At 37.3% G+C, this 21,058-nt stretch carries 18 protein-coding genes and 1 pseudogene; 12 read left to right on the forward strand and 7 right to left on the reverse strand.

Annotation, left to right across the window (positions count from 1 at the left end):
* Positions 1-2: 2 nt before the first annotated feature.
* The 4 genes from IGK21_RS00730 to IGK21_RS00745 all read left to right on the forward strand — a co-directional run bounded on the left by IGK21_RS00730 (position 3) and on the right by IGK21_RS00745 (position 5,722).
* Entirely contained in the window at positions 3-377 is a 375-nt protein-coding gene (locus IGK21_RS00730; RefSeq protein ID WP_010736830.1) for a YlbF family regulator, read from the forward strand.
* The gene (gene mutS / locus IGK21_RS00735; protein ID WP_094940933.1) at positions 361-2,973 is read left to right on the forward strand and encodes a DNA mismatch repair protein MutS; all 2,613 of its coding nucleotides are present in this window, start codon (positions 361-363) and stop codon (positions 2,971-2,973) included. Before IGK21_RS00730 ends, mutS begins: the two co-directional genes overlap by 17 nt.
* Positions 2,974-3,036: 63 nt before the next feature.
* A complete protein-coding gene (gene mutL / locus IGK21_RS00740; RefSeq protein WP_181914754.1) occupies positions 3,037-5,136 on the forward strand; it encodes a DNA mismatch repair endonuclease MutL in 2,100 nt (699 codons plus the stop codon).
* A gap of 28 nt (positions 5,137-5,164) precedes the next feature.
* Complete coding sequence (locus IGK21_RS00745; RefSeq protein WP_010736833.1) at positions 5,165-5,722, forward strand: Maf family protein; 558 nt, start codon at positions 5,165-5,167, stop codon at positions 5,720-5,722.
* A 224-nt stretch (positions 5,723-5,946) separates the two neighbouring features.
* Here the strand turns inward: IGK21_RS00745 and IGK21_RS00750 are convergent.
* From IGK21_RS00750 to treP, 3 genes and pseudogenes are all read right to left on the reverse strand, one after another.
* Positions 5,947-6,088, reverse strand: a pseudogene (locus tag IGK21_RS00750) (putative holin-like toxin).
* Positions 6,089-6,383: 295 nt separating this feature from the next.
* Positions 6,384-6,506, reverse strand: coding sequence for a putative holin-like toxin (locus IGK21_RS00755; RefSeq protein ID WP_374220257.1), 123 nt, complete (start codon positions 6,504-6,506; stop codon positions 6,384-6,386).
* A 465-nt stretch (positions 6,507-6,971) separates the two neighbouring features.
* On the reverse strand, positions 6,972-8,957 hold the full coding sequence (gene treP / locus IGK21_RS00760; protein WP_181914755.1) for a PTS system trehalose-specific EIIBC component: 1,986 nt from the start codon (positions 8,955-8,957) through the stop codon (positions 6,972-6,974).
* Between the two features lie 233 nt (positions 8,958-9,190).
* Between treP and treR the strand changes: the two genes are divergently transcribed.
* The 8 genes from treR (at position 9,191) to IGK21_RS00800 (ending at position 14,484) form a co-directional block, all read left to right on the forward strand.
* Positions 9,191-9,904, forward strand: a complete 714-nt coding sequence (gene treR, locus IGK21_RS00765) for a trehalose operon repressor (RefSeq protein ID WP_063626425.1) — start codon at positions 9,191-9,193, stop codon at positions 9,902-9,904.
* A gap of 77 nt (positions 9,905-9,981) precedes the next feature.
* Positions 9,982-10,425: a peptide-methionine (R)-S-oxide reductase MsrB gene (gene msrB, locus IGK21_RS00770; RefSeq protein WP_034698687.1), complete on the forward strand. Its 444-nt coding sequence runs from the start codon at positions 9,982-9,984 to the stop codon at positions 10,423-10,425.
* A gap of 307 nt (positions 10,426-10,732) precedes the next feature.
* Entirely contained in the window at positions 10,733-11,335 is a 603-nt protein-coding gene (ruvA, locus tag IGK21_RS00775) for a Holliday junction branch migration protein RuvA (RefSeq protein ID WP_010720373.1), read from the forward strand.
* A gap of 12 nt (positions 11,336-11,347) precedes the next feature.
* Positions 11,348-12,349 carry a Holliday junction branch migration DNA helicase RuvB gene (gene ruvB, locus IGK21_RS00780; RefSeq protein ID WP_010720372.1) on the forward strand — a complete coding sequence of 334 codons (1,002 nt, stop codon included), beginning with the start codon at positions 11,348-11,350 and terminating at the stop codon, positions 12,347-12,349.
* A 92-nt stretch (positions 12,350-12,441) separates the two neighbouring features.
* Entirely contained in the window at positions 12,442-13,023 is a 582-nt protein-coding gene (locus IGK21_RS00785; RefSeq protein ID WP_010720371.1) for a TetR/AcrR family transcriptional regulator, read from the forward strand.
* Positions 13,024-13,036: 13 nt separating this feature from the next.
* The gene (locus IGK21_RS00790) at positions 13,037-13,477 is read left to right on the forward strand and encodes a low molecular weight protein-tyrosine-phosphatase (protein ID WP_438718767.1); all 441 of its coding nucleotides are present in this window, start codon (positions 13,037-13,039) and stop codon (positions 13,475-13,477) included.
* A 136-nt stretch (positions 13,478-13,613) separates the two neighbouring features.
* On the forward strand, positions 13,614-13,988 hold the full coding sequence (locus IGK21_RS00795; protein WP_010720369.1) for a hypothetical protein: 375 nt from the start codon (positions 13,614-13,616) through the stop codon (positions 13,986-13,988).
* Positions 13,989-14,148: 160 nt separating this feature from the next.
* Entirely contained in the window at positions 14,149-14,484 is a 336-nt protein-coding gene (locus IGK21_RS00800) for a hypothetical protein (protein WP_094940930.1), read from the forward strand.
* A gap of 606 nt (positions 14,485-15,090) precedes the next feature.
* On the opposite strand, the gene brnQ is transcribed toward IGK21_RS00800, so the two are convergent.
* The 4 genes from brnQ to IGK21_RS00820 form a co-directional block, all read right to left on the reverse strand.
* Positions 15,091-16,446 (reverse strand): branched-chain amino acid transport system II carrier protein, encoded by a 1,356-nt coding sequence (brnQ, locus tag IGK21_RS00805; RefSeq protein WP_010736841.1) that lies wholly within the window; start codon positions 16,444-16,446, stop codon positions 15,091-15,093.
* A gap of 408 nt (positions 16,447-16,854) precedes the next feature.
* Positions 16,855-18,210, reverse strand: coding sequence for an amino acid permease (locus tag IGK21_RS00810; protein WP_010736842.1), 1,356 nt, complete (start codon positions 18,208-18,210; stop codon positions 16,855-16,857).
* A 280-nt stretch (positions 18,211-18,490) separates the two neighbouring features.
* Positions 18,491-19,231: an amino acid ABC transporter ATP-binding protein gene (locus tag IGK21_RS00815; protein WP_010720365.1), complete on the reverse strand. Its 741-nt coding sequence runs from the start codon at positions 19,229-19,231 to the stop codon at positions 18,491-18,493.
* 12 nt (positions 19,232-19,243) lie between these two features.
* Positions 19,244-20,839 carry an ABC transporter permease subunit gene (locus tag IGK21_RS00820; RefSeq protein WP_010720364.1) on the reverse strand — a complete coding sequence of 532 codons (1,596 nt, stop codon included), beginning with the start codon at positions 20,837-20,839 and terminating at the stop codon, positions 19,244-19,246.
* Positions 20,840-21,058: the final 219 nt, after the last annotated feature.

Consider the following 21,058-nt stretch of genomic DNA (forward strand, 5'->3'; position numbering starts at 1 on the left):
TTTTGCATAAAGAGCCGAATATTCAACGAGAAGCGGATAAATTAGCTCAACTTTTAAGTGAACATGAAACGATCATCCGCTACCACGAACTAGAGCGAAAAGTACAAACTAGTTCCTATTTAGAAAAGTTAACGGAAGATATCAAATCTGCACAAAAAGAAGCAGCAAACTATGCTTATTATGGGAAAAGAATAGCAGAAAAAGAAGCGAATGGTCGGGTTGAACAATTGACGAAACAATTTGATCAACATCCGATCGTAGTAGCTTATCGGAAACAATTGCTTGAAGCAAATGATTTATTGCATCATTTGACGAAAATGCTGCAAGATGAAATCAATAATTGGATAGAGGAGGAAGACAATGCCTCAAAAAACTAAGAATACTCCAATGATGGAACAATATTTAAGCATCAAGGCCCAATACCAAGATGCTTTTTTGTTCTATCGTTTAGGTGATTTTTATGAATTATTTTATGAAGATGCCATCAATGCGTCTCAAATTTTAGAGTTAACATTAACCAGCAGGAATCGTAATGCAGACGAACCAATCCCAATGTGTGGGGTACCCCATCATGCAGCACAAGGCTATATTGATATTTTAATTGAAAAAGGCTATAAAGTGGCTATTTGTGAACAAGTAGAAGATCCTAAGACCACCAAAGGGATGGTTAAACGTGAAGTGATTCAATTAGTAACACCTGGAACAGTCATGGATAGTAAGGGACTATCTGCTAAAGACAATAATTTTTTGACAGCAATTGTTAGCCAAGGCAACGAATTTGGATTTGCCTATGCTGATTTAAGCACAGGGGAGTTAAAAACTGCTCATTTGTTTGATGAAGAAGCTGTACTGAACGAAACGACGGCTTTGCAAACAAAAGAACTTGTTTTAGGAAATGAAATTAGTGAAAAACTTGCTGAGCAATTAAAGAATCGATTAGGATTAGTTTTCTCAAAACAAGAAACAAGTGAAGAAAATGCAGAGTTTAATTTCTTAACCAGTGAGCTATCCGATCCACTTGAAAAAGAAGTGACAGGAAAATTACTTACTTATTTAGCAGTGACACAAAAAAGAAGTCTTGCGCATATCCAAAAAGCGATCGAGTATCAACCGGATCACTATTTGAAAATGGATTACTATTCTAAGTTTAACCTCGAACTAAGCCAGTCCATACGTACAGGAAAAAAACACGGCACGCTTTTATGGTTGCTAGATGAAACGAAAACAGCTATGGGCGGGCGTTTACTGAAACAATGGCTTGACCGTCCGCTGATTCAACTCAATCAAATCAAGGCACGACAAGAAATGGTAGCTTCTCTTTTGAATAGCTATTTTGAACGACTTGATCTACAAAGTGCATTGACGAAGGTTTATGATTTAGAACGCCTAGCAGGAAGAGTGGCTTTTGGAAATGTCAATGGGCGTGACTTGATTCAATTAAAGACTTCTTTAGAACAAGTACCGCTGATTCGTCAACTGATCGAAGGGATCGATCAAGGTCAGTGGACTGACTTATTGAAGGAAATGCAACCAATGGATGGTCTGGTTCATTTGATTGATCAAGCAATTCAAGAAGACCCGCCCCTACAAATTACTGAGGGGAATATCATTAAAGATGGTTTTAATGATCAGTTAGATACGTACCGTTCTGCGATGACTAATGGGAAGCAGTGGCTAGCAGAGTTAGAAGCAAGAGAACGTCAGCAGACTGGGATCAAAAATTTAAAAGTTGGCTTTAATCGTGTATTTGGTTATTATATCGAAATCACTAAAGCGAATCTGGCAAATGTTGAACTGGAAAAATATGAACGTAAACAAACATTGGCCAATGCAGAGCGTTTTATCACACCAGAATTAAAAGAGTTAGAGACGCAAATTTTAGAAGCAGAAGAAAAGTCTGTTGATTTGGAATATCAGCTGTTTTTAGCAGTGAGAGAAGAAGTCAAAAAAGCGATCAAACCATTACAAATTTTAGCAAAATCAATCAGTACAGCCGATGTTCTGCAAAGTTTTGCTACGATCAGTGAGCGATACCAATATGTTCGTCCTGAGATGGTCTCGGATCGACATCAATTACTGATTCAAGAAGGTCGGCACCCAGTCGTTGAAAAAGTATTAGGACATCAAGAATATATTCCCAATAGTGTGGATATGGCTGAAGATGAAATGATCTTATTGATAACTGGACCAAACATGTCAGGGAAAAGTACGTATATGCGTCAGTTAGCATTAACTGTTTTAATGGCTCAAATGGGGTGCTTCGTCCCTGCGCAAAAAGCGATCTTACCAATTTTTGATCGGATTTTTACCCGGATTGGTGCAAGTGATGACTTGATTGCTGGACAAAGTACGTTCATGGTGGAAATGATGGAAGCCAATCAAGCGTTGCGGCATGCGACACCAAACAGCTTAATTCTTTTTGATGAATTAGGTAGAGGAACTGCGACTTATGATGGAATGGCATTAGCTCAAGCGATCATTGAATATATCCATCAACATGTACAAGCAAAAACGCTCTTTTCTACACATTACCATGAGTTAACAGTACTAGAGGAAGAATTACCTCAATTAAAAAATGTACATGTAGGAGCTGTTGAAAAAGACGGCGAAGTAGTATTTTTGCATAAGATGATGGATGGCCCAGCTGATAAAAGCTATGGAATCCATGTAGCGAAAATTGCAGGGCTACCTTCTAATTTATTAGCAAGAGCTGCAGATATTTTGCATACATTAGAATCAGGAGAAGTGAGCCATCATTCCGTGGCTGTTCCAAGTGAACCGCTTGAAGCAATAGCACAACCAGTAACTGATACTGTATCGATAGAACAAGAAGAAACGCAACAACTGTCCTTGTTCAGTGAATTAAGCGATGCCGAAACAGCAGTTATTTCTAAATTGAAACAAATGAATCTGTTAGAAATGACACCAATGGATGCATTGAATCAACTCTATGAATTGAAAAAACAGCTGTAAATCAACGATAAATAAGAAGAGTAAGCTAACTATAAATACTATATAGGAAGAAGGCGTAGAATGATGGCGAAAATCCAAGAATTATCAGAACGCTTAGCCAATCAAATCGCAGCCGGTGAAGTTGTCGAACGTCCAGCCTCGGTAGTCAAAGAACTTGTGGAAAATGCCATAGATGCAGGAAGTAGTCAAATCGATATTTTAGTTGAAGAAGCAGGATTAAAAACGATCCAAGTGATTGATAATGGAGAAGGTATTTTGACAGAAGATGTTGAGAACGCCTTTAAACGTCATGCAACAAGTAAAATCCACAATCGTGACGACCTTTTCCGAATTCGTACGCTTGGGTTTCGAGGAGAAGCATTGCCTAGTATTGCTTCTGTTTCAGAGATGACGGTAGAAACAGCCAATCAAGAAGAAACGCAAGGAACCTATTTAGAGCTTAAGGGGGGTGCGGTAATGGAACACCGCCCAGCTCCTTTAAGGCAAGGAACGAAAATCACAGTCAGCAATCTTTTCTTTAATACACCAGCACGCTTAAAATATGTTAAAACGTTGCATACTGAATTAGCGAATATCGGTGATATTGTGAATCGCTTAGCCTTAAGTCACCCGGCAATTGCTTTTCGATTAGTCCATGATGGGAATAAGATGTTAGCAACTTCAGGAAATGGCGAATTGAAACAAACGATTGCCGGAATCTATGGGTTGAATACAGCAAAGAAAATGTTGAAGATTGAAGCGAAAGATTTAGATTTTGAAATATTCGGTTATATTTCTTTACCTGAAGTGACTCGTGCTAGTCGTAATTATCTTTCAACCATCATTAATGGACGTTTTATTAAAAATTTTTCCTTGAATAAAGCAATTGTAGCCGGCTATGGTTCAAAACTAATGGTAGGGCGATTCCCAATCGCTGTACTGGAAATCAAAATGGATCCATTGTTAGTGGATGTGAACGTCCATCCAACAAAGCAAGAAGTTCGTTTATCGAAGGAACAGGAATTAACTGAGCTAATTACTCAAGCGATTCAAAAAGCATTGGTACAGGAGAACTTAATTCCCAGTGCAGCTGACAATTTGCGATTCAAGAAAAAGGTTGCTGATCAACCAAAAGCAGAACAAATCGAAATTGATTTATCTTACGCTTTTGAAGAAGCGAAACCTAAGAAACCGCAAAGCTTGAATTTTGATCAAACAACCGGAACATTTTTTGTAGCGGAAGAAAAAAGCGAGTTTGTGCATGAATCTGTTGATAAGTCTGTGGATAATGTTGAAAACTCTCCTGTATTTTCTGAAGAAACCATTAGTTATCCAGAAAGCAAAAGAAAAACAGTGGATAACTCTGGTGATATTGTTGATAACTATGTAGAAAAACCAGTGGATAAGAGTGAAAATGAGTTATCCACTGTTGAAAACTTTTCCAACGAGCATGAAACAACAGCTGAAGAAGAAACTTCTTCAGAAACAGTTTATCGTGAGGATTTAGCGCTACATCCAGAGTTTGATTTAAGTCAAAATGGGCGCTCATTAGATCAAGCAATTCAGAAATTAGAAAATGAGCAGGTAACACAACGCTTTCCACAATTAGAATATTTTGGACAAATGCATGGAACGTACTTGTTTGCTCAAAGTCAGGATGGCTTATACATTATTGATCAACATGCAGCGCAAGAACGAATCAAGTATGAATATTTTCGAGAAAAAATTGGCGAAGTTTCTAACGATCTACAAGAACTACTTGTGCCGTTTGTATTAGATTATCCCAATAGTGATGCTTTGAAACTGAAAGAGAAAAAACAATTGCTTGAAGAAGCAGGTATTTATCTAGAAGAATTCGGTCAAAATAGTTTTATCGTCAGAGCACATCCTACTTGGTATCCAGCTGGAGAGGAAGAAGCGATTATTCGAGAAATGATCGATATGTTATTAACAACGGGTAGCGTTAGCGTGAAGAAATTTAGAGAAGCCACAGCAATCATGATGAGCTGTAAACGTTCAATCAAGGCAAATCATTATTTGAATGAAGTTCAGGCGAGGGTTTTATTGAAGGACTTAGCCCAATGTGAAAATCCTTTTAATTGTCCTCATGGACGCCCTGTGTTGATCCATTTTACTAATTCAGATATGGAAAGAATGTTTAAACGCATCCAAGATCCACATTAATGAGTCTCATGAAAAGGAGAAGAAACAGATGAAAATTGTGTTAGCTTCGCAGTCCCCTAGAAGAAAAGAATTATTAGGGCGATTGGTTAGTGCATTTGATGTTCATCCGGCTGATATCGATGAAACACCTTTTGTTCAAGAAAAACCTAAAAATTATGTTGAGCGAATGGCAACTGAAAAGGCAAAAGTAGTCAAACATCAATACGATAATGATGTATTGGTGATTGCAAGTGACACGACAGTTGTTTTCAATGATGAGATCATCGGTAAACCAGCGGATGAACAAGAGGCAAAAGCTATCCTTCAAAAACTTAGTGGGAAAACGCATGAAGTATATACAGCCGTGGTGCTGACGAAAGGTGACCAAGAAGAAAAAATCTTAGCACAAGCTAAGGTGACCTTTTATCCTTTGACAACTAAGGATATCGAAGCCTATTTAGCAACCGGTGATTATATGGATAAAGCAGGTGCGTATGGTATTCAAAGCTTTGCAGGTGCATTTGTTAAAGAGATCCAAGGCGACTATTACAGTATTGTTGGATTTCCAATCGGTGCAGTTTACCAAGGTTTGAAAAAATTTATGTAGCTGCAGTTGACGGAAATCAGAAATTGAGATAGGAACGTTCAAGTTTGTGTCCACTACTTTCAGTCATATTTAGAATTGCAAAGTGTATGAGTGATTGGTATAATCAAGACGAAAGAGGAGTTGCGACCAACAACTCCTCTAGACAGCACCGCGAAAGACGGTGGCGGTTGAATTTAAATATTCGACAAAGAATAAGAATAGCCAGTCTCCCGCTAAAGTGACGGCTATTCTTTGTCGTTTTTAAGCATAGTGACGATCAAACTGACTAAAGCGATGGTGAACGTACCAAAGCCAAGTATGGTTTGAACGATCTCATATGCGGACAAAAAGCGAACTCCTTTCATAGATTTTAGTACTTATTCCCATAAGCACCACCACCTTTGTGAGAAGTTGCCACCGTCGATCCACTTTACTGTCGAGTTTATTGTAGCATATTATCGCCACGAGAAACGTGTTTTATAAAACATAAAAACGTTATTTTTATTTAGGTTTTTTTAGAGGAATTCTATCTTTACGAAAGTTGTAAATACCTGAAGGAATTGGTATAATGAAAACGAAAGAGGAGTTGCGTCCAATAACTCCTCTAGACAGCACCGCGAAAGACGGTGGCGAATTAGTTTAATAGTTCAAAAAGAAATAGCTATACTCGCTAAAGTGACGGCTATTTCTTTTTGTCGTTTTTAAGCATAGTAACGATCAAACTGACTAAAGCGATGGTGAAAGTACCAAAGCCAAGCATGGTTTGAACGATCTCATATGCGGACAAAAAGCGAACTCCTTTCATAGATTTTAGTACTTATTCCCATAAGCACCACCACCTTTGTGAGAAGTTGCCACCGTCGATCCACTTTACTGTCGAGTTTATTGTAGCATATTATCGCCACGAGAAATGTGTTTTTTAAAACATAAAAACGTTATTTTTATTTAGGGTTTTTTAAGAGGAATTCTATCTTTAAGAACGTTGTAAATACCTAAAGTAACTGGTATAATAAAAACGAAAGAGGAGTTGCGACCAACAACTCCCCTGGACAGCACCGCGAAAGACGGTGACCGTTTAATCAGATATTTCAAAGAGAAATAGCCAGACTTCGGTTAAAGTGACGGCTATTTCTTTTTGTCGTTTTTAAGCATAGTGACGATCAAACTGACTAAAGTGTTGATGAAAGTACCAACGCTTAAAGAGTGAAAAATAACCTGAAAAAATTCACTAAAAGAATTTTTTCAGGTTATTTTTATACATTAGTATTTTTTATTTTAGTTGCGCTTTTCCAATTTTTTCGCTATGACGAACGAGACCTGTTTGATCTAATGTTAAGGCAGCAACTTTTTCATTATTTGTTAATACAACTAAGATGTCCGTTTTCTTCCCAGCCTGCTCAATTGCTGTGAGGTCCATGTCGGCTAGTTGTGTTTTTGGCGTGACTGAATCGCCTTCTTTTACATGGATCGTAAAAGGTAGCCCATTCAATTCGACAGTATCTAGACCCATATGAACGAGAACTTCCAGACCTTCATTAGTTAAAAGACCAATCGCATGTTGTGTATCAAAAATATTTGTTACTTTACCAGCGACTGGAGCATAAACTTTTTCGTTGGAAGGTAGTACAGCATAACCTTCACCCATCATTTTTTGAGCAAAAACAGGATCTGCTACTTCGGTGATTTCCTTGATTTGTCCATCTGCTACAGCGAATAACTCTTCTGTCGGAGCAGAAACTGCTGTTGCATTGGCAGCTTCAAATTTTTGTGGTGAAACGTTGTTTCCATCAGCTGTTTGTAGTTGTAAGCCAGTTGTGTCTTCTACGGGTACAGCAGGATCGATTTTATTTAAGATCCCTTGACGTCTGAAGATTACGGTTAAACCAAATGGAACAATAACTGCAATGATCATAGAAATGATGAACGGAACCCAAGTTTCTGCTTGGATAGCTAGAATACCAGGTAGTCCACCAACACCAATTGCATTAGCACGTACATTCATCAAGTTGGCAAACATTCCAGCTAAACCTGAACCAACCATTGCGGCAACAAATGGGTAAACATATTTTAGATTGATCCCAAACATTGCAGGTTCAGTTACCCCTAGATAACAAGAAATCATTGCTGGAATCGAGATTTGTTCTTCTTTTTTATTTCCGCGATGTAAGAAGATGATCGCAAGAACTGCCGAACCTTGTGCGATATTTGATAAAGCAATCATTGGCCAAAGATTCGTAGAGCCGAAATCGGCAATCAATTGCATATCAATTGCATTCGTCATATGGTGTAAGCCGGTGATTACTAAAGGTGCATACAAGAAACCAAAGACGGCACTAAATAACCAACTGATTGAAGAAGTCAAGCCAGTATTAACAATATTTGAGATCCAACTACCGATTGTCCAACCCACAGGTCCTAAGATGACATGGGCAGCTAAGACTGTTGGGAGTAGAGAGAACAATGGAACAAATATCATAGAAATCGACTGTGGAATATATTTACGGAAGAAAATTTCAAGATAAGCTAACATAAATCCAGCAAGCATCGCTGGAATGACTTGTGCCTGATAACCAATCATATCAACTTGAGCAAAACCAAAATCCCAAAATGGAATATCAGCCGCAGCTGTTGATGCGACACTATAGGCATTTAATAATTGCGGTGAAACTAACGTAATCCCTAAAACAATTCCTAATATTTGTGTAGTGCCCATTTTTTTCGCGATACTCCAAGTGATACCAACTGGTAAGAAATGGAAAATTGCTTCGCCAGGTAGCCATAAAAAGCCGTTTACGCCGTTCCAAAATTGAGAGTGTTCAACAATTGTTCCACCAAGACTTTCAAATTGGATTCCTTCTAATACGTTCCGGAAACCTAAAATCAGTCCCCCTACGATAATGGCTGGAATCAATGGTGTAAAAATTTCTGCCAAAACAGCGATTGCTCGTTGGACAGGGTGGAGATTTTGTTTAGCAGCAACTTTACTTTGCTCCTTGGATACGCCTTCAACACCTGATACAGCAACGAAGTCGTTGTAAAAGGTTGAAACATCGTTACCAATAATGACTTGGAATTGCCCAGCATTGGTAAACATCCCTTTCACACTAGGAATATCTTCGATTGCTTCTTCATTGGCTTTTTTTGGATCATTTAAGACAAAGCGCATCCGAGTGGCACAATGACTAACTGCAGCAATATTTTCCTTTCCACCAATTTCCTTTAACAGTTTCTCAGCATCTGCTTGGTACTTTGCCATAGGAATAAACCCCTTTCTTTTTAAACTTGTATACACAAGTTATCTTATCCATACTATACTTGTTTCTTCCTACTATTGCAAGCGTTTTACAAGCGAAAAATGAAAAAATGTAATCGTTACACTTGGCTTAGTGTAGGGATATGTGAAAAGAGGGGGCGATTGAAATAACAAAAAAGCTGTAGTATAGTTTATATGCGAATAAAAGAAATTGAATATTAAGTGGAGGAAATGTAATGAATAAATTTAATGAAATTTTTTTAGATTTAGAGCAAAAAATTTTGGATCAACAATACCCTCCGCATACTTTGCTCCCTAGTGAAAATCAGCTGATTCAAATTTATGGTGTTTCACGAGAAACAATTCGAAAAGCGCTTAACCTGTTAACGACTGAAGGTTATATCCAAAAGAAACAAGGAAAGGGTTCGATTGTTTTAGACCGCAATCGATTTGATTTTCCAATTGCAGGATTAACAAGCTACAAAGAATTACAGGAAACACAACGAATCCCAAGTGAAACCATCGTTCAATTAATCGAAGAAACAGAAGTGGACCAATCATTGAGTGAAATAACAGGCTGGAAGAAAAAAACGCCGGTTTGGCATTTGGTTCGTCAAAGGAAAATCAATGGAGAAGTGGTTATATTAGATCGTGATTATTTATTAAAAAATGTGGTACCAACTTTAACAGCAACACAAGCTGCTGGCTCGATCTACGAATACTTTGAAAATGAATTGCAACTAACGATTGCTTACGCCCAGAAAGAAATTACCGTTGAAGAAGTAACTCCTGAAATCGAAGAGATGATGGATCTACATGGAGATCGCTATGTCGTGGTAGTAAGAGGACTGGTTCACCTCGAAGATACAAGGTGTTTCGAGTATACAGAATCAATTCACCGTTTAGATAAATTTCGTTTCGTCGAGTTTGCTAGACGTCGTAAAGTCTAAGCAATTATTACTATGAGCAGAATGTTTGCTTCTGATACTTTTGTCGTTATGATTAAAAGAAAAAGGAGGCGTTTTTAGTGGGCGATTTCAAGAAAAATGAGCGTGATTTAAAAGAGGAATTATCTCCAATTTCATATGCTGTGACGCAAGAAAACGCAACAGAAAGACCATTTAGTGGGAAATATGATGATTTCTATGAAAAAGGGATCTATGTCGATATTGTCAGTGGGGAGCCATTGTTTAGCTCAGCCGAAAAATACGATGCGGGATGTGGCTGGCCGGCGTTCAGTAAACCAATCACTAGAAAAGATATTAAAGAAAAGGCCGACTTTTCTCATGGTATGCACCGAGTGGAAGTGCGAAGCAGTCAAGCAGATTCTCATTTAGGGCATGTATTCAATGATGGTCCTGCTGAAAAAGGCGGACTACGTTATTGCATCAATTCTGCGGCTTTAAAGTTTATTCCATATGAAGAAATGGAAGAACAAGGATATGGAGAATATCTATCACAAGTTGAATAAGGAAGAGCTTTATTTTTGGGTAAAAAATCTTGAGACAATTTTTGATTGTTTCAAGGTTTTTTCTTATTTATCTTTATTGAAGCGTTGTTTCCTGAATATTGATCCTTTGTTTTGAGGAAAGTGCTGAAACTCTGATCGTTCAAATTAAAATCTCTTGCAAAAAATGTTTATCCTAAAAACCTTGATAAACTTACGTTAAAAAGGAGAAGCGTAGCTCGATCTTCTGTTCTCTTTTTTCAAAAGAAAAAGTATGCTACAATGGAAGAAAATATGCGAACATATGTGTGTGAAAGAAAGAGGATAACAGATGTATGAATATCTTACAGGTGTAGTAACCTTTATCAATCCTTATTATTTAGTAATCGAAACAAATGGGATCGGTTATCAAATTGCATTAGGCAATCCCTATCGTTATAGTAGTAAGCTAAACAAAGAAATCAAACTTTACGTCCATCAGGTCATTCGAGAAGATGCACATCTTCTGTACGGATTTGATTCTTTAGAAGAAAAACAATTATTTTTAAGGTTAGTTAGTGTTTCAGGAATTGGACCAAAAAGTGCCTTAGCGATTATGGCTAGTGATGATCATTCAGGATTGATTCAAGCGGTTGAAACAGGGGATGTGACTTATCTGACCAAATTCCCTGGTGTGGGTAAAAAAACAGCTCAACAAATGATTTTAGATTTAAAAGGAAAATTTGGCGAATTAAGTATCGATACGCCCTTCAATTTATTTGATGAAAGTACAGCACAAGATGCGACGGCATTATCAGAAGCAATGGAAGCTTTATCAGCACTTGGATATAGTGATAAAGAGGTCAAGCGGGTCGAGAAACAACTAAAAGAAGTAGAAAATCTCACAACAGATGAATACTTACGCCAAGCTTTAAAATTAATGATGAAAAAATAAGGAGGGAAAATGATGACCGATGAACAGTTATTATCCCCTGAAACGGGCGAGAATGAATTAAGTTTAGAGAAGACCCTCCGCCCACGGTTACTTTCCCAATATATTGGTCAAAAGAAAGTGAAACAGGAACTCAAAATATATATTGAAGCTGCCCGTCACAGGGAAGAGCCGTTGGATCACGTTTTGTTATATGGTCCGCCGGGATTAGGGAAAACGACAATGGCAATGGTGATTGCGAATGAAATGGCAGTCAATATACGAACAACTAGTGGTCCCGCAATCGAGCGACCAGGAGATCTGGTTGCTATTTTAAATGAGTTAGAAGCTGGCGATGTTTTATTTATTGACGAAATTCATCGATTACCTCGTGTAGCAGAAGAGATGCTTTATTCTGCTATGGAAGATTTTTACGTTGATATAATGGTTGGACAAGGACCAACTGCTCATCCTGTTCATTTTCCTTTACCACCTTTTACATTAATTGGCGCAACAACTCGTGCAGGTATGCTTTCAGCGCCACTTCGTGATCGATTTGGGATCATTTCTCATATGGAATATTATGAAGAAGCTGATTTAAGAGAAATCGTGATTCGTTCTGCTGATATTTTTCAAACAGAGATCATTGAAGAAGGTGCACTGGAAATTGCTAGACGTTCAAGAGGAACACCACGGATCGCTAACCGCTTATTAAAAAGGGTACGTGATTTTGCACAAGTACAGGGAGATGGCAAGATCAATCAAACCATTGCCGATCAAGCATTAACGTTGTTACAAGTCGATCAGGCAGGTTTGGATTATGTCGATCAGAAACTATTACGTACGATGATTGAATTATATGGTGGCGGACCGGTTGGATTGAGTACGTTATCTGTCAATATTGGTGAAGAAAGAGAAACTGTTGAAGATATGTATGAACCTTTTTTGATCCAAAAAGGTTTCTTGAAACGGACACCTCGTGGAAGGATCGCCACACCATATGCCTATGAACATTTTGGATATGATTATCAAGTATAAAAAAGGATACTTGAATCGACTGTCCATATAAATACTTTTTCAAGAAAATCGTAGAATGAGAAGTCTTTGTAAAGAAGATAGGAGATGATGAGATGGGCGATACACCGCATACTAAGCAATTGATTAAAAACGTATTGATTGATTTATGTCAAAAGCAGTCTTTTCAAAAGATCAGTGTACAGAAAATCGCCCATGAGGCAGGCATCAATCGCCAAACATTTTACTACCATTTTACAGATAAATACGATTTGTTGCGATGGGTGTATTACGAAGATTGTTTATGCTATTTAGATCCTCATTCCCTTTCTTTAGACAATTGGGAAGAGCAAGCATTAAAAATGTTGAAGGCAATTGCTGCACAAAAAGAATTTTATGCGAACACTGTTACCTCTGACCAAGAAATACTACAAAAAGAGTTTACTGCTGTTATCCAGCAATCATTTATTAAGATTTTTGATCAAATGGATGAAGAAAAGCAGTTATCAAAAGCGGACAAATTGTTTTATGCTCGTTTTTTTTCTTATGGATGTAGTGGGGTTCTAATCAACTGGATTACACATGATTACGAAGAGACGCCTCTAGAAATCGCCGTCCAATTGTTCCGCTTAGCCAAAGATACAGAATTATATTCCTATCGGTTGTATGCAAAAGAAGAGCTGGAAACAAATGATTAGAAGGAGAGCAAACATGACGAAAGTTTTATTTGTATGTCTAGGAAATATTTGCCGTTCACCAATGGTAGCTGAAGACGGACAATCTGATCGATTTTTGATTGATTCTGCAGCGACAAGCACTTATGAAGTGGGGAGTTCACCTCATAAAGGAACAAAGAAAATTTTAGAAAATGAGAACGTGGATACGAGTCAAATGATTGCACGCCAAATCACAGAAGAAGATTTTCAACGATTTGATTGGATCATTGGCATGGATCAATCTAACGTAGAGGATTTACAACGGATGGCACCGACCGACGCACAACATAAGATCCATTTATTTTTAAGTCGGGTTCCTGGAAAAGAAACACAAAATGTTCCTGATCCATACTATACCGATAACTTTGACGAAACTTACCAATTATTGACTGAAGGGCTCAAGTATTGGATGCAAGAATGGAAAAAAGATAAATAAAATAACGATATATCTATATAGGTAACGCTTTCTTTTTGTTGCTCAGTATAGATAATATTCTTGTTATTTCGTTAAATCTTAGGTAGAATATAGTTAATTAAGTAACACTTTCTTAGCTAAAGGAGGAGTGCATTCAATGAACGAAGAAACAGTATCACCAATGAAGAAATTGACCAAGTTAGTCACGCATACGTCGTATCAGCTTTTTGATTCTTTTGTAAATGACACTGAAAAAATAGCAGAGAATGTACGTTTGCAAGGAAAGTTTGTTTTAGAGCTGCAAAAAGCAGCTACTCAACATAGTTTAGTGATTTTACAAGTAAGAGCCAATCGAAAAAGTAATAAGTACGAAACGATTTCAGGCTGGGTAGCTACAAAAAATGTTGAAAAAGAAGTAGTCATGATTCGCCTACAAAACAAGGAACAACAAATACGAATGGTTCCAATTGATCAAATCGAAAAAATCACCAGTCTTTCTCCAGCAGGAGATCAAGAGCGGTTATCTAAATAGAAGCAAAAAAAGCGATGGAATAGATTCTTCATTTTCCGTCGCTTTTTGCTTTTTTTCATATGATGTTGGCGAAGAGAAAACTGAAAATCAATACTAGAGCAGTACATAATTAAGTCATGAGGATAGATGGATTTTATCAATCAATAGAGAGGTGTTATGGGTGCCAAAGAATCGTTTGATTAATTATATGACCAAAAATTGGAAGATAGCCGGATGGAATATATTTGATTCTTTATTCCTTTCTGCAGCTGCAATCGTTGTTTCTTTAAATATAGTGTTCGTCCTATTTCCAGATTTGGATAACTATTATACAAACGCATTAAATTTATTTTTGATTGGTCTGATGATGGTGTTTGTTGGCTTGGGAGAATCAGTAAAATCTAAAGTTGGAAAACGAATCGATGTCTTAATTGGCAGTGTTTGGGTAATTTATTTCTGCCTCTATTACTTTACAGGTTTTCATAATCCTACTTGGATGAATTGGCAGTTTTTTTGATACGATAAAACGAAAAACAAGAATGATACTTTGAAAATTTGGCAAGACTACTAGGAATGACAAAAGCTGGCTGGTTGGTGATAGATAAACTAAAACACAAAATGGTTGAGACAAAACTATTTTTCAGGTTTGTCTCAGCCATTTCTAGTTCAATAAAAAAGTCCTGCTAGCCGGGGAGCTAGCAGGATAAGGAGTTAAAAATGAAAAAGTGTTGTTAGGGTTGTTTGTTGGTATGCTTATATATTACTCAGGAGTTGTGAATTTTTTGTGACGAAAGTTTTTGGAAGTTGGTAATTTTTTTAGGAAAATATATTTCTGCTAGCCATTTGACTAAATAGTTAAATACATCCAATGGATTCATTCAAAAAGTAATTTTGTCAGTTATCTGTTGATTCTAATGACTTAGTAAAAAATTCAGAGCCGAAAATAGAAGTAAAATACACAGGTTCCTTCTTGTATATATAAATAGAGCATATTTGAAGCACTTTTCCACTGTTAGATGCAATCTAATAATGGAAAGTCACTTCAAATATGCTCTGTTCATTTCACAGAAGTGAGGTTAGCACACCGTTCCTTCTTTTAGAAGAATGATCGTTCTAGATGCCGTTACTCTACAACAGGTGTTTCTTTTTTAACCATACTCCAAATCAAGCCAATTACTAAACCAATCAATGCTGGGACGATCCAACCCATTCCTAATTTAAAGAATGGCAGATAATTCGTTGCGAAGTCTAACAACGTTTTGACAAAGCTGGTTTGCTTGATTCCGTCTGGGCAAGCATTTAAACCGTCTAAAATTGAAGCAATTAGTGTAAAATAAGTGGTCATGCGGTAAACAGCAGGACGTTGTTTAAACAATGGACCCACAAGAACGAGTAAGATCAAGGTCATTGCTAAAGGATAAATAAACATCAAGACAGGTAATGAAATTTGGATGATATTTGTCAATCCCACAGTAGCGACCAAACAAGCAAGTGCACTAGCTAGTGTCACAAATACAATGTAATTTCTTTTAGGAAACAGATCGGTAAAGGTTTCTGCGAAAGCAGTGATTAGTCCAATCCCTGTTTTTAAGCAAGCAAGGATCACAATAAGAGCGAGCAAGATGCTGCCATAAGTTCCTAAATAATGATCTGCGATTTGCGCTAAGGCGATCCCGCCATTTGAACTTAAAGCAAATCCACCGAGACTCATTGTTCCCACATAAGCAAGTAATGTGTAGATGATTCCCATCAAAACGATACTGATTGCACCAGATTTGATCGTATCCTTAGCAATCTCAGAAGGCTTTGTTACACCCATATTGCGAATCGTAGTAACAATAAGGATACCAAATGCTAAGGCAGCAAGTGCATCTAACGTATTATATCCTTGGGTAAAACCAGTAAAGAAAGCATGTTCTTGATAACTAGGTTGGACAGTAGCTTGATCGATTGCACCCAATGGATGAATAAAAGCAAGTACCAACAAGATTCCTAGTAAAATCAAAAAGGCAGGATTAAGGAATTTTCCTACATAATCAAGGATTTTAGTAGGCCGTCTGGATAACCACCAAGCAGTGAAGAAAAATAAAATACTAAAAATAACTAAAAATACATGTTGTTGCTTGGCTTGGATAAATGGAGCTAAACCAATTTCAAAAGAGGTAGTTGCTAATCTTGGTAAGGCGAAAAACGGTCCGATGACGAGGTAAAGCAAAACAGTAAAAACCAAAGCATATTTTTTGCCGATCCGTTCTGCTAATTCATAAACCCCTGATGTTTTTGAAACACCGATGGCAATTACACCTAAAAAAGGTAGTCCGATCCCAGTTACTAAGAAGCCAAGATTGGCCCAGAAAACGGCAGAGCCAGATTCTTGTCCCATGTGAACGGGAAAAATCAAATTACCAGCACCAAAAAATAAACCGAATAACATTGAACCGATAAACATACTTTCTTTGAACGTCAATTTTTTTGTCATAGATTTCTCCTTTACTTATTTATACTTTTTTTAAAGTAACAAAAATAACGTAGTTTAGCAATGTTTTTCTAATCAAATAATGAGTATAAAGTATTGATCTTGAGTTGAAATAATCATTATATCCTGAGTGGTTCTGTGAGAGAGTAATTGAAGGGGAGATGTTCTATAAGTAATTGACCAAAAAATCTGGAGGCTGAGCCAAAACTTGCCTCAGTCGCTTCTAGAAGCTCTAAAACCGAATAAATGGTGAGACAAAAGTGGCATCTTCGGAAATTCCTTCTTATTCTTGATGCGAAACACTTTTGTCTCAATCTCATATTCTAAAGATTTTTTGCGGCTTATAAAAAAGAGAGTCCTAACATACTTTTATCAATCTATTTTTTTTTAGTATGGATTGTTGTCTGTATTTCAAAGTGATTGTTTCTCGTATTTCATTCGATAAATGATCAATAACCCAATAAACCAAACAGGAGTTAAGAGTAAGGCAATACGTGTGTCTTTGCCAAGAAATAAAACTAGACAAATGAAAATCATGTAGGCAAAAACAAGAAAATTACTATAAGGATAAAAAGGCATTTTGAACGTATGCTCTTTTTTACCTAACATACTTTTACGATATTTTAAGTGAGTGTAAACGAGTATTCCCCAGATAAATAAAAAGCAAGTAGTCGCAATACTGCTGACGAGTGTAAATACTTCACTAGGCATCACATAATTTAGGATAACGGAAATAAAAATCACAATAGTTGAAAAAACTAACGCATTTCCTGGTACACGGTGAGAAGTCAACTGACGGAATTTTTTAGGCGCGCTACCTTCTTGTGAAAGAGAGCGTAACATACGTCCTGTACTGTAGATCGCGCTGTTACAAGCAGAAGCCGCAGCACTCAATACGACTAAATTAATCAAAGAAGCGGCTACGGTGATCCCAATTTCTGAAAACACTTCGACAAATGGGCTGTTGTTCGCATCTAAGCTATTCCAAGGATAGATAGACATGATAACGAACAAAGAACCAAGGTAAAAAAGAATGATTCGAATAGGAATATTATTGATAGCTTCGGGTAAGACTTTCTCAGGGTTTTTGGTCTCACCAGCAACCAAACCGACTAATTCGATTCCTGTAAAGGCAAATGTGACCATCTGAAAGGAAAGAATGAATCCTTTCGTACCAGTTGGGAAAAAGCCGCCATGTGACCAGAGATTGGTGATACTAGCAGGTCCAGCACTTGTTTTGTAATGGGTAAGAATCATGTAAATACCAACGATAATAAATGCAATAATGGAAACGACTTTGATCAAAGCAAACCAAAATTCTAATTCACCAAATAATGAAACAGCCACCATGTTTAAACCAAGCAGTAAAATCAGAGCGATCAATTCAGGAAGCCATTGTGGGACTCCTGGAACCCAGTAACGGACATACATCCCGATCGCTGTCAAATCAGCCATGGCGATCGCAACCCAACAAAACCAATAAGTCCAACCTGTTACGAAAGCAACTTTTTTTCCAAGATATTCTGCAACAAAATCAAGAAATGAATGATTATTTGTATTAGATAATAAAAGTTCACCTAAGGCACGCATAATAAAGAAGCAAACGCACCCGGTAATAAGATAAGCCAGTAAAATAGAGGGACCAGCTAATTGAATCGTTTTTCCTGCTCCTAAGAAAAGACCTGTTCCGATCGCACCACCAATCGAAATCAATTGAACGTGTCTATTCTTAAGTCCACGCTGTAGTTCTTGTTGCTCTTCAACCATTGTTTAATCATCCTAACTAAAAAATTTGATAATTTCTATATTAATAGAATTTTCTAAAAATTACAACTTAATTCAGAAAATATTCAAAAATTCATTTTCAAACAAATGCAATCAGACCAATCAATCTAAGAAGAGAGGACTGATCGACTGATGAATTAATGAATGGTGTTCAAATAGATTGCAGATAAACATGAGAAAATTGAGAAAATAGTGAATCATTTCCCAAAAAAGGAAAAGCCTTTATCAAAACGAACCTGTCGTTTCGGATAAAGGCTTTCTTCTATTTTTTTAAGATACGTGATAAAAACTCTTTGGTACGTTCTTCTTTTGGATGAACAAAAATATCATCAGAGGTTCCTTCTTCAGCAACAACACCTTTATCCATGAAGATGACACGATCAGAAACATCTTTTGCAAATTCCATTTCATGTGTCACGATAATCATCGTTAAACCAGTGTGAGCTAGGTCTTGAATGGTATTCAATACTTCTCCGACCATCTCAGGATCAAGTGCTGAGGTTGGTTCATCAAATAACATTACATCTGGGTCCATTGAGAGGGCTCTAGCAATTGCCACACGTTGTTTTTGACCACCTGATAATTGAGAAGGTTTGGCTTCAATATAACGTTCCATTCCAACTTTTTCTAGATTTTCAAGAGCGACTTTACGAGCTTCGTCTTTGTTTCTTTTTAAGACAGTCGTTTGACCAGACATACAGTTTTCTAAGACATTCATGTTATTGAAAAGATTGAACGATTGGAATACCATTCCGACATTTGTTCGATATTTAGGCAAGTTATATTTTGGCGCAAGAATATTTTCACCATTATACATAATTTCGCCGCCAGTAGGTTTTTCTAAAAGGTTGATGCAGCGTAAGAAAGTTGATTTACCAGAGCCAGAAGAACCAATGATGGTTACAACTTCACCTTTATGGATATCCATGCTGATGTCTTTTAATACTTCATTTTCACCAAAGCTTTTTCTTAAATGATTGATTTTAATGATTTCTTCACTCATGATTCTTCCTCCTTATTCCTGCAAGTTGGCGTTGTCAACTTCTTCAATTTTTGTATAGGCTGAAGGACCATCGATTTTTTTCTCCACTACACGCAAGATTCTGGTAATCGTAAAGGTCATAACCAAGTAAATGATACCTACGATTGTAAATGTTTGGAAGAATTGGAAGTTTGCTCCTGCAGCAGAGTTCCCTTGGAAGAATAGATCAGCTACACCAATAACACTTAAGACTGCTGTATCTTTGATATTGATAACAAATTCATTCCCGGTCGCAGGTAAGATGTTACGTAAGACCTGAGGAACAACTACTTTTCGCATTGTTTGTCCATGTGTCATACCAATTGCTTGCGCTGCTTCAAATTGTCCTTCATCGACAGCGAAAATACCACCACGGACGATTTCAGTCATATAAGCACCAGTATTGATCGATACAATGAATAAGGCAGCAATCGTACGATCAAGGGAGATTCCAAAGGCTAATGCTAATCCGTAAAAGACGACCATAGCTTGAACCATCATTGGTGTTCCACGGAATATTTCAATATAAATCGATAGTAGTAAATTTGCTAACTTTTGGAAGAAACGTGTCACGGCATTGTCAGACTCAGGAATAGAACGGAAAACACCGATCAACAAGCCTAAGGTAGTTCCAATAACTGTCCCAATCAATGCAATAAATAACGTAAGTCCTGCACCACGAAGGAACATATTCCCATATTGATCCCAAATCGTTTTGAAATCAGTGAACAAACCAGCTTTTTCTCCCTCTGTATTTGTTGAAGCGGGTTGATCTTTGATTGCTTGATCCATAATTTCTGTACGTTCTTTTTGAGAGATACCGCTAAGAATTTGGTTAACTTTTTGGATATCTGGGTCACCTTTACGCATTCCAATAGCGATTTGGACATCTTCAGGATTTGTTTGAAAACCATTCTGACCAGTAAATTCTAACATTTTTAAATCTTTATTGACGCTAGTTGCTGTTACCCCTTCAGGTCGTTCGCTGACATAACCATCAATCATACCTGAAGCAAGAGCGGTACGCATCGCAGAGAAGTTATCCATTGCTTGTTGCTTTTGCACATCAGGAATTTGATCGATGACATTATAATGGAAAGTATTCAATTGAGCAGTAATCTTAGCATTTGATAGATCCGCCAAACTTTTTGCATTGGCATATTTACTATCTTTTTTGACGACTACAACAAGTTGTGATTCATAATAAGGATCGGTAAAATCAATTTCTTTTTTACGTTCTGCTGTGGGGCTCATCCCAGCAATGATCGCATCGATTTTGCCAGATTGTAACGCAGGGGCTAATCCATCCCATTTGGTTTGCATGATGACTAATTTTTTCCCTAATCCATCCGCAACTTTTTTGGCAATTTGGACGTCATAACCACCAGCATAGCTTTTTTGACCTTGGATCGGTACAGCGTTGTTGGCATCTGTTTGCTGTGACCAGTTGAAAGGGGCATACCCCGCTTCCATACCTACACGGAACTCATCTGTTGGTGTTTTCTCATCGGCATTCACGAAACTTCCTACAGTGAAGAATGAAAAAATAAATGCCATCAATAGGGTAAGTGTAACTGAACTTTTTTTCATAATCTTTCTCCTTTTCTTTTTACACATACGGCTCGACGATTTCATCAGGAATGAAACGGGCGAAGTTCCGTTTCAGCTAACTTAATTTTACTGTCAGATAGACGTACTTATCAAATTAACTGTTTACGCATAATTTTTTTACGAGCGGTTAAACAAATGCGTTGCAGTAGCTTATCAGGAGAAATAAAAAACGACCGCTTCAAGAATATAAAAGGGTCG

This window comes from Enterococcus sp. DIV1421a (assembly GCF_051711025.1).
Taxonomy (GTDB): Bacteria; Bacillota; Bacilli; order Lactobacillales; family Enterococcaceae; genus Enterococcus_B; species Enterococcus_B hirae.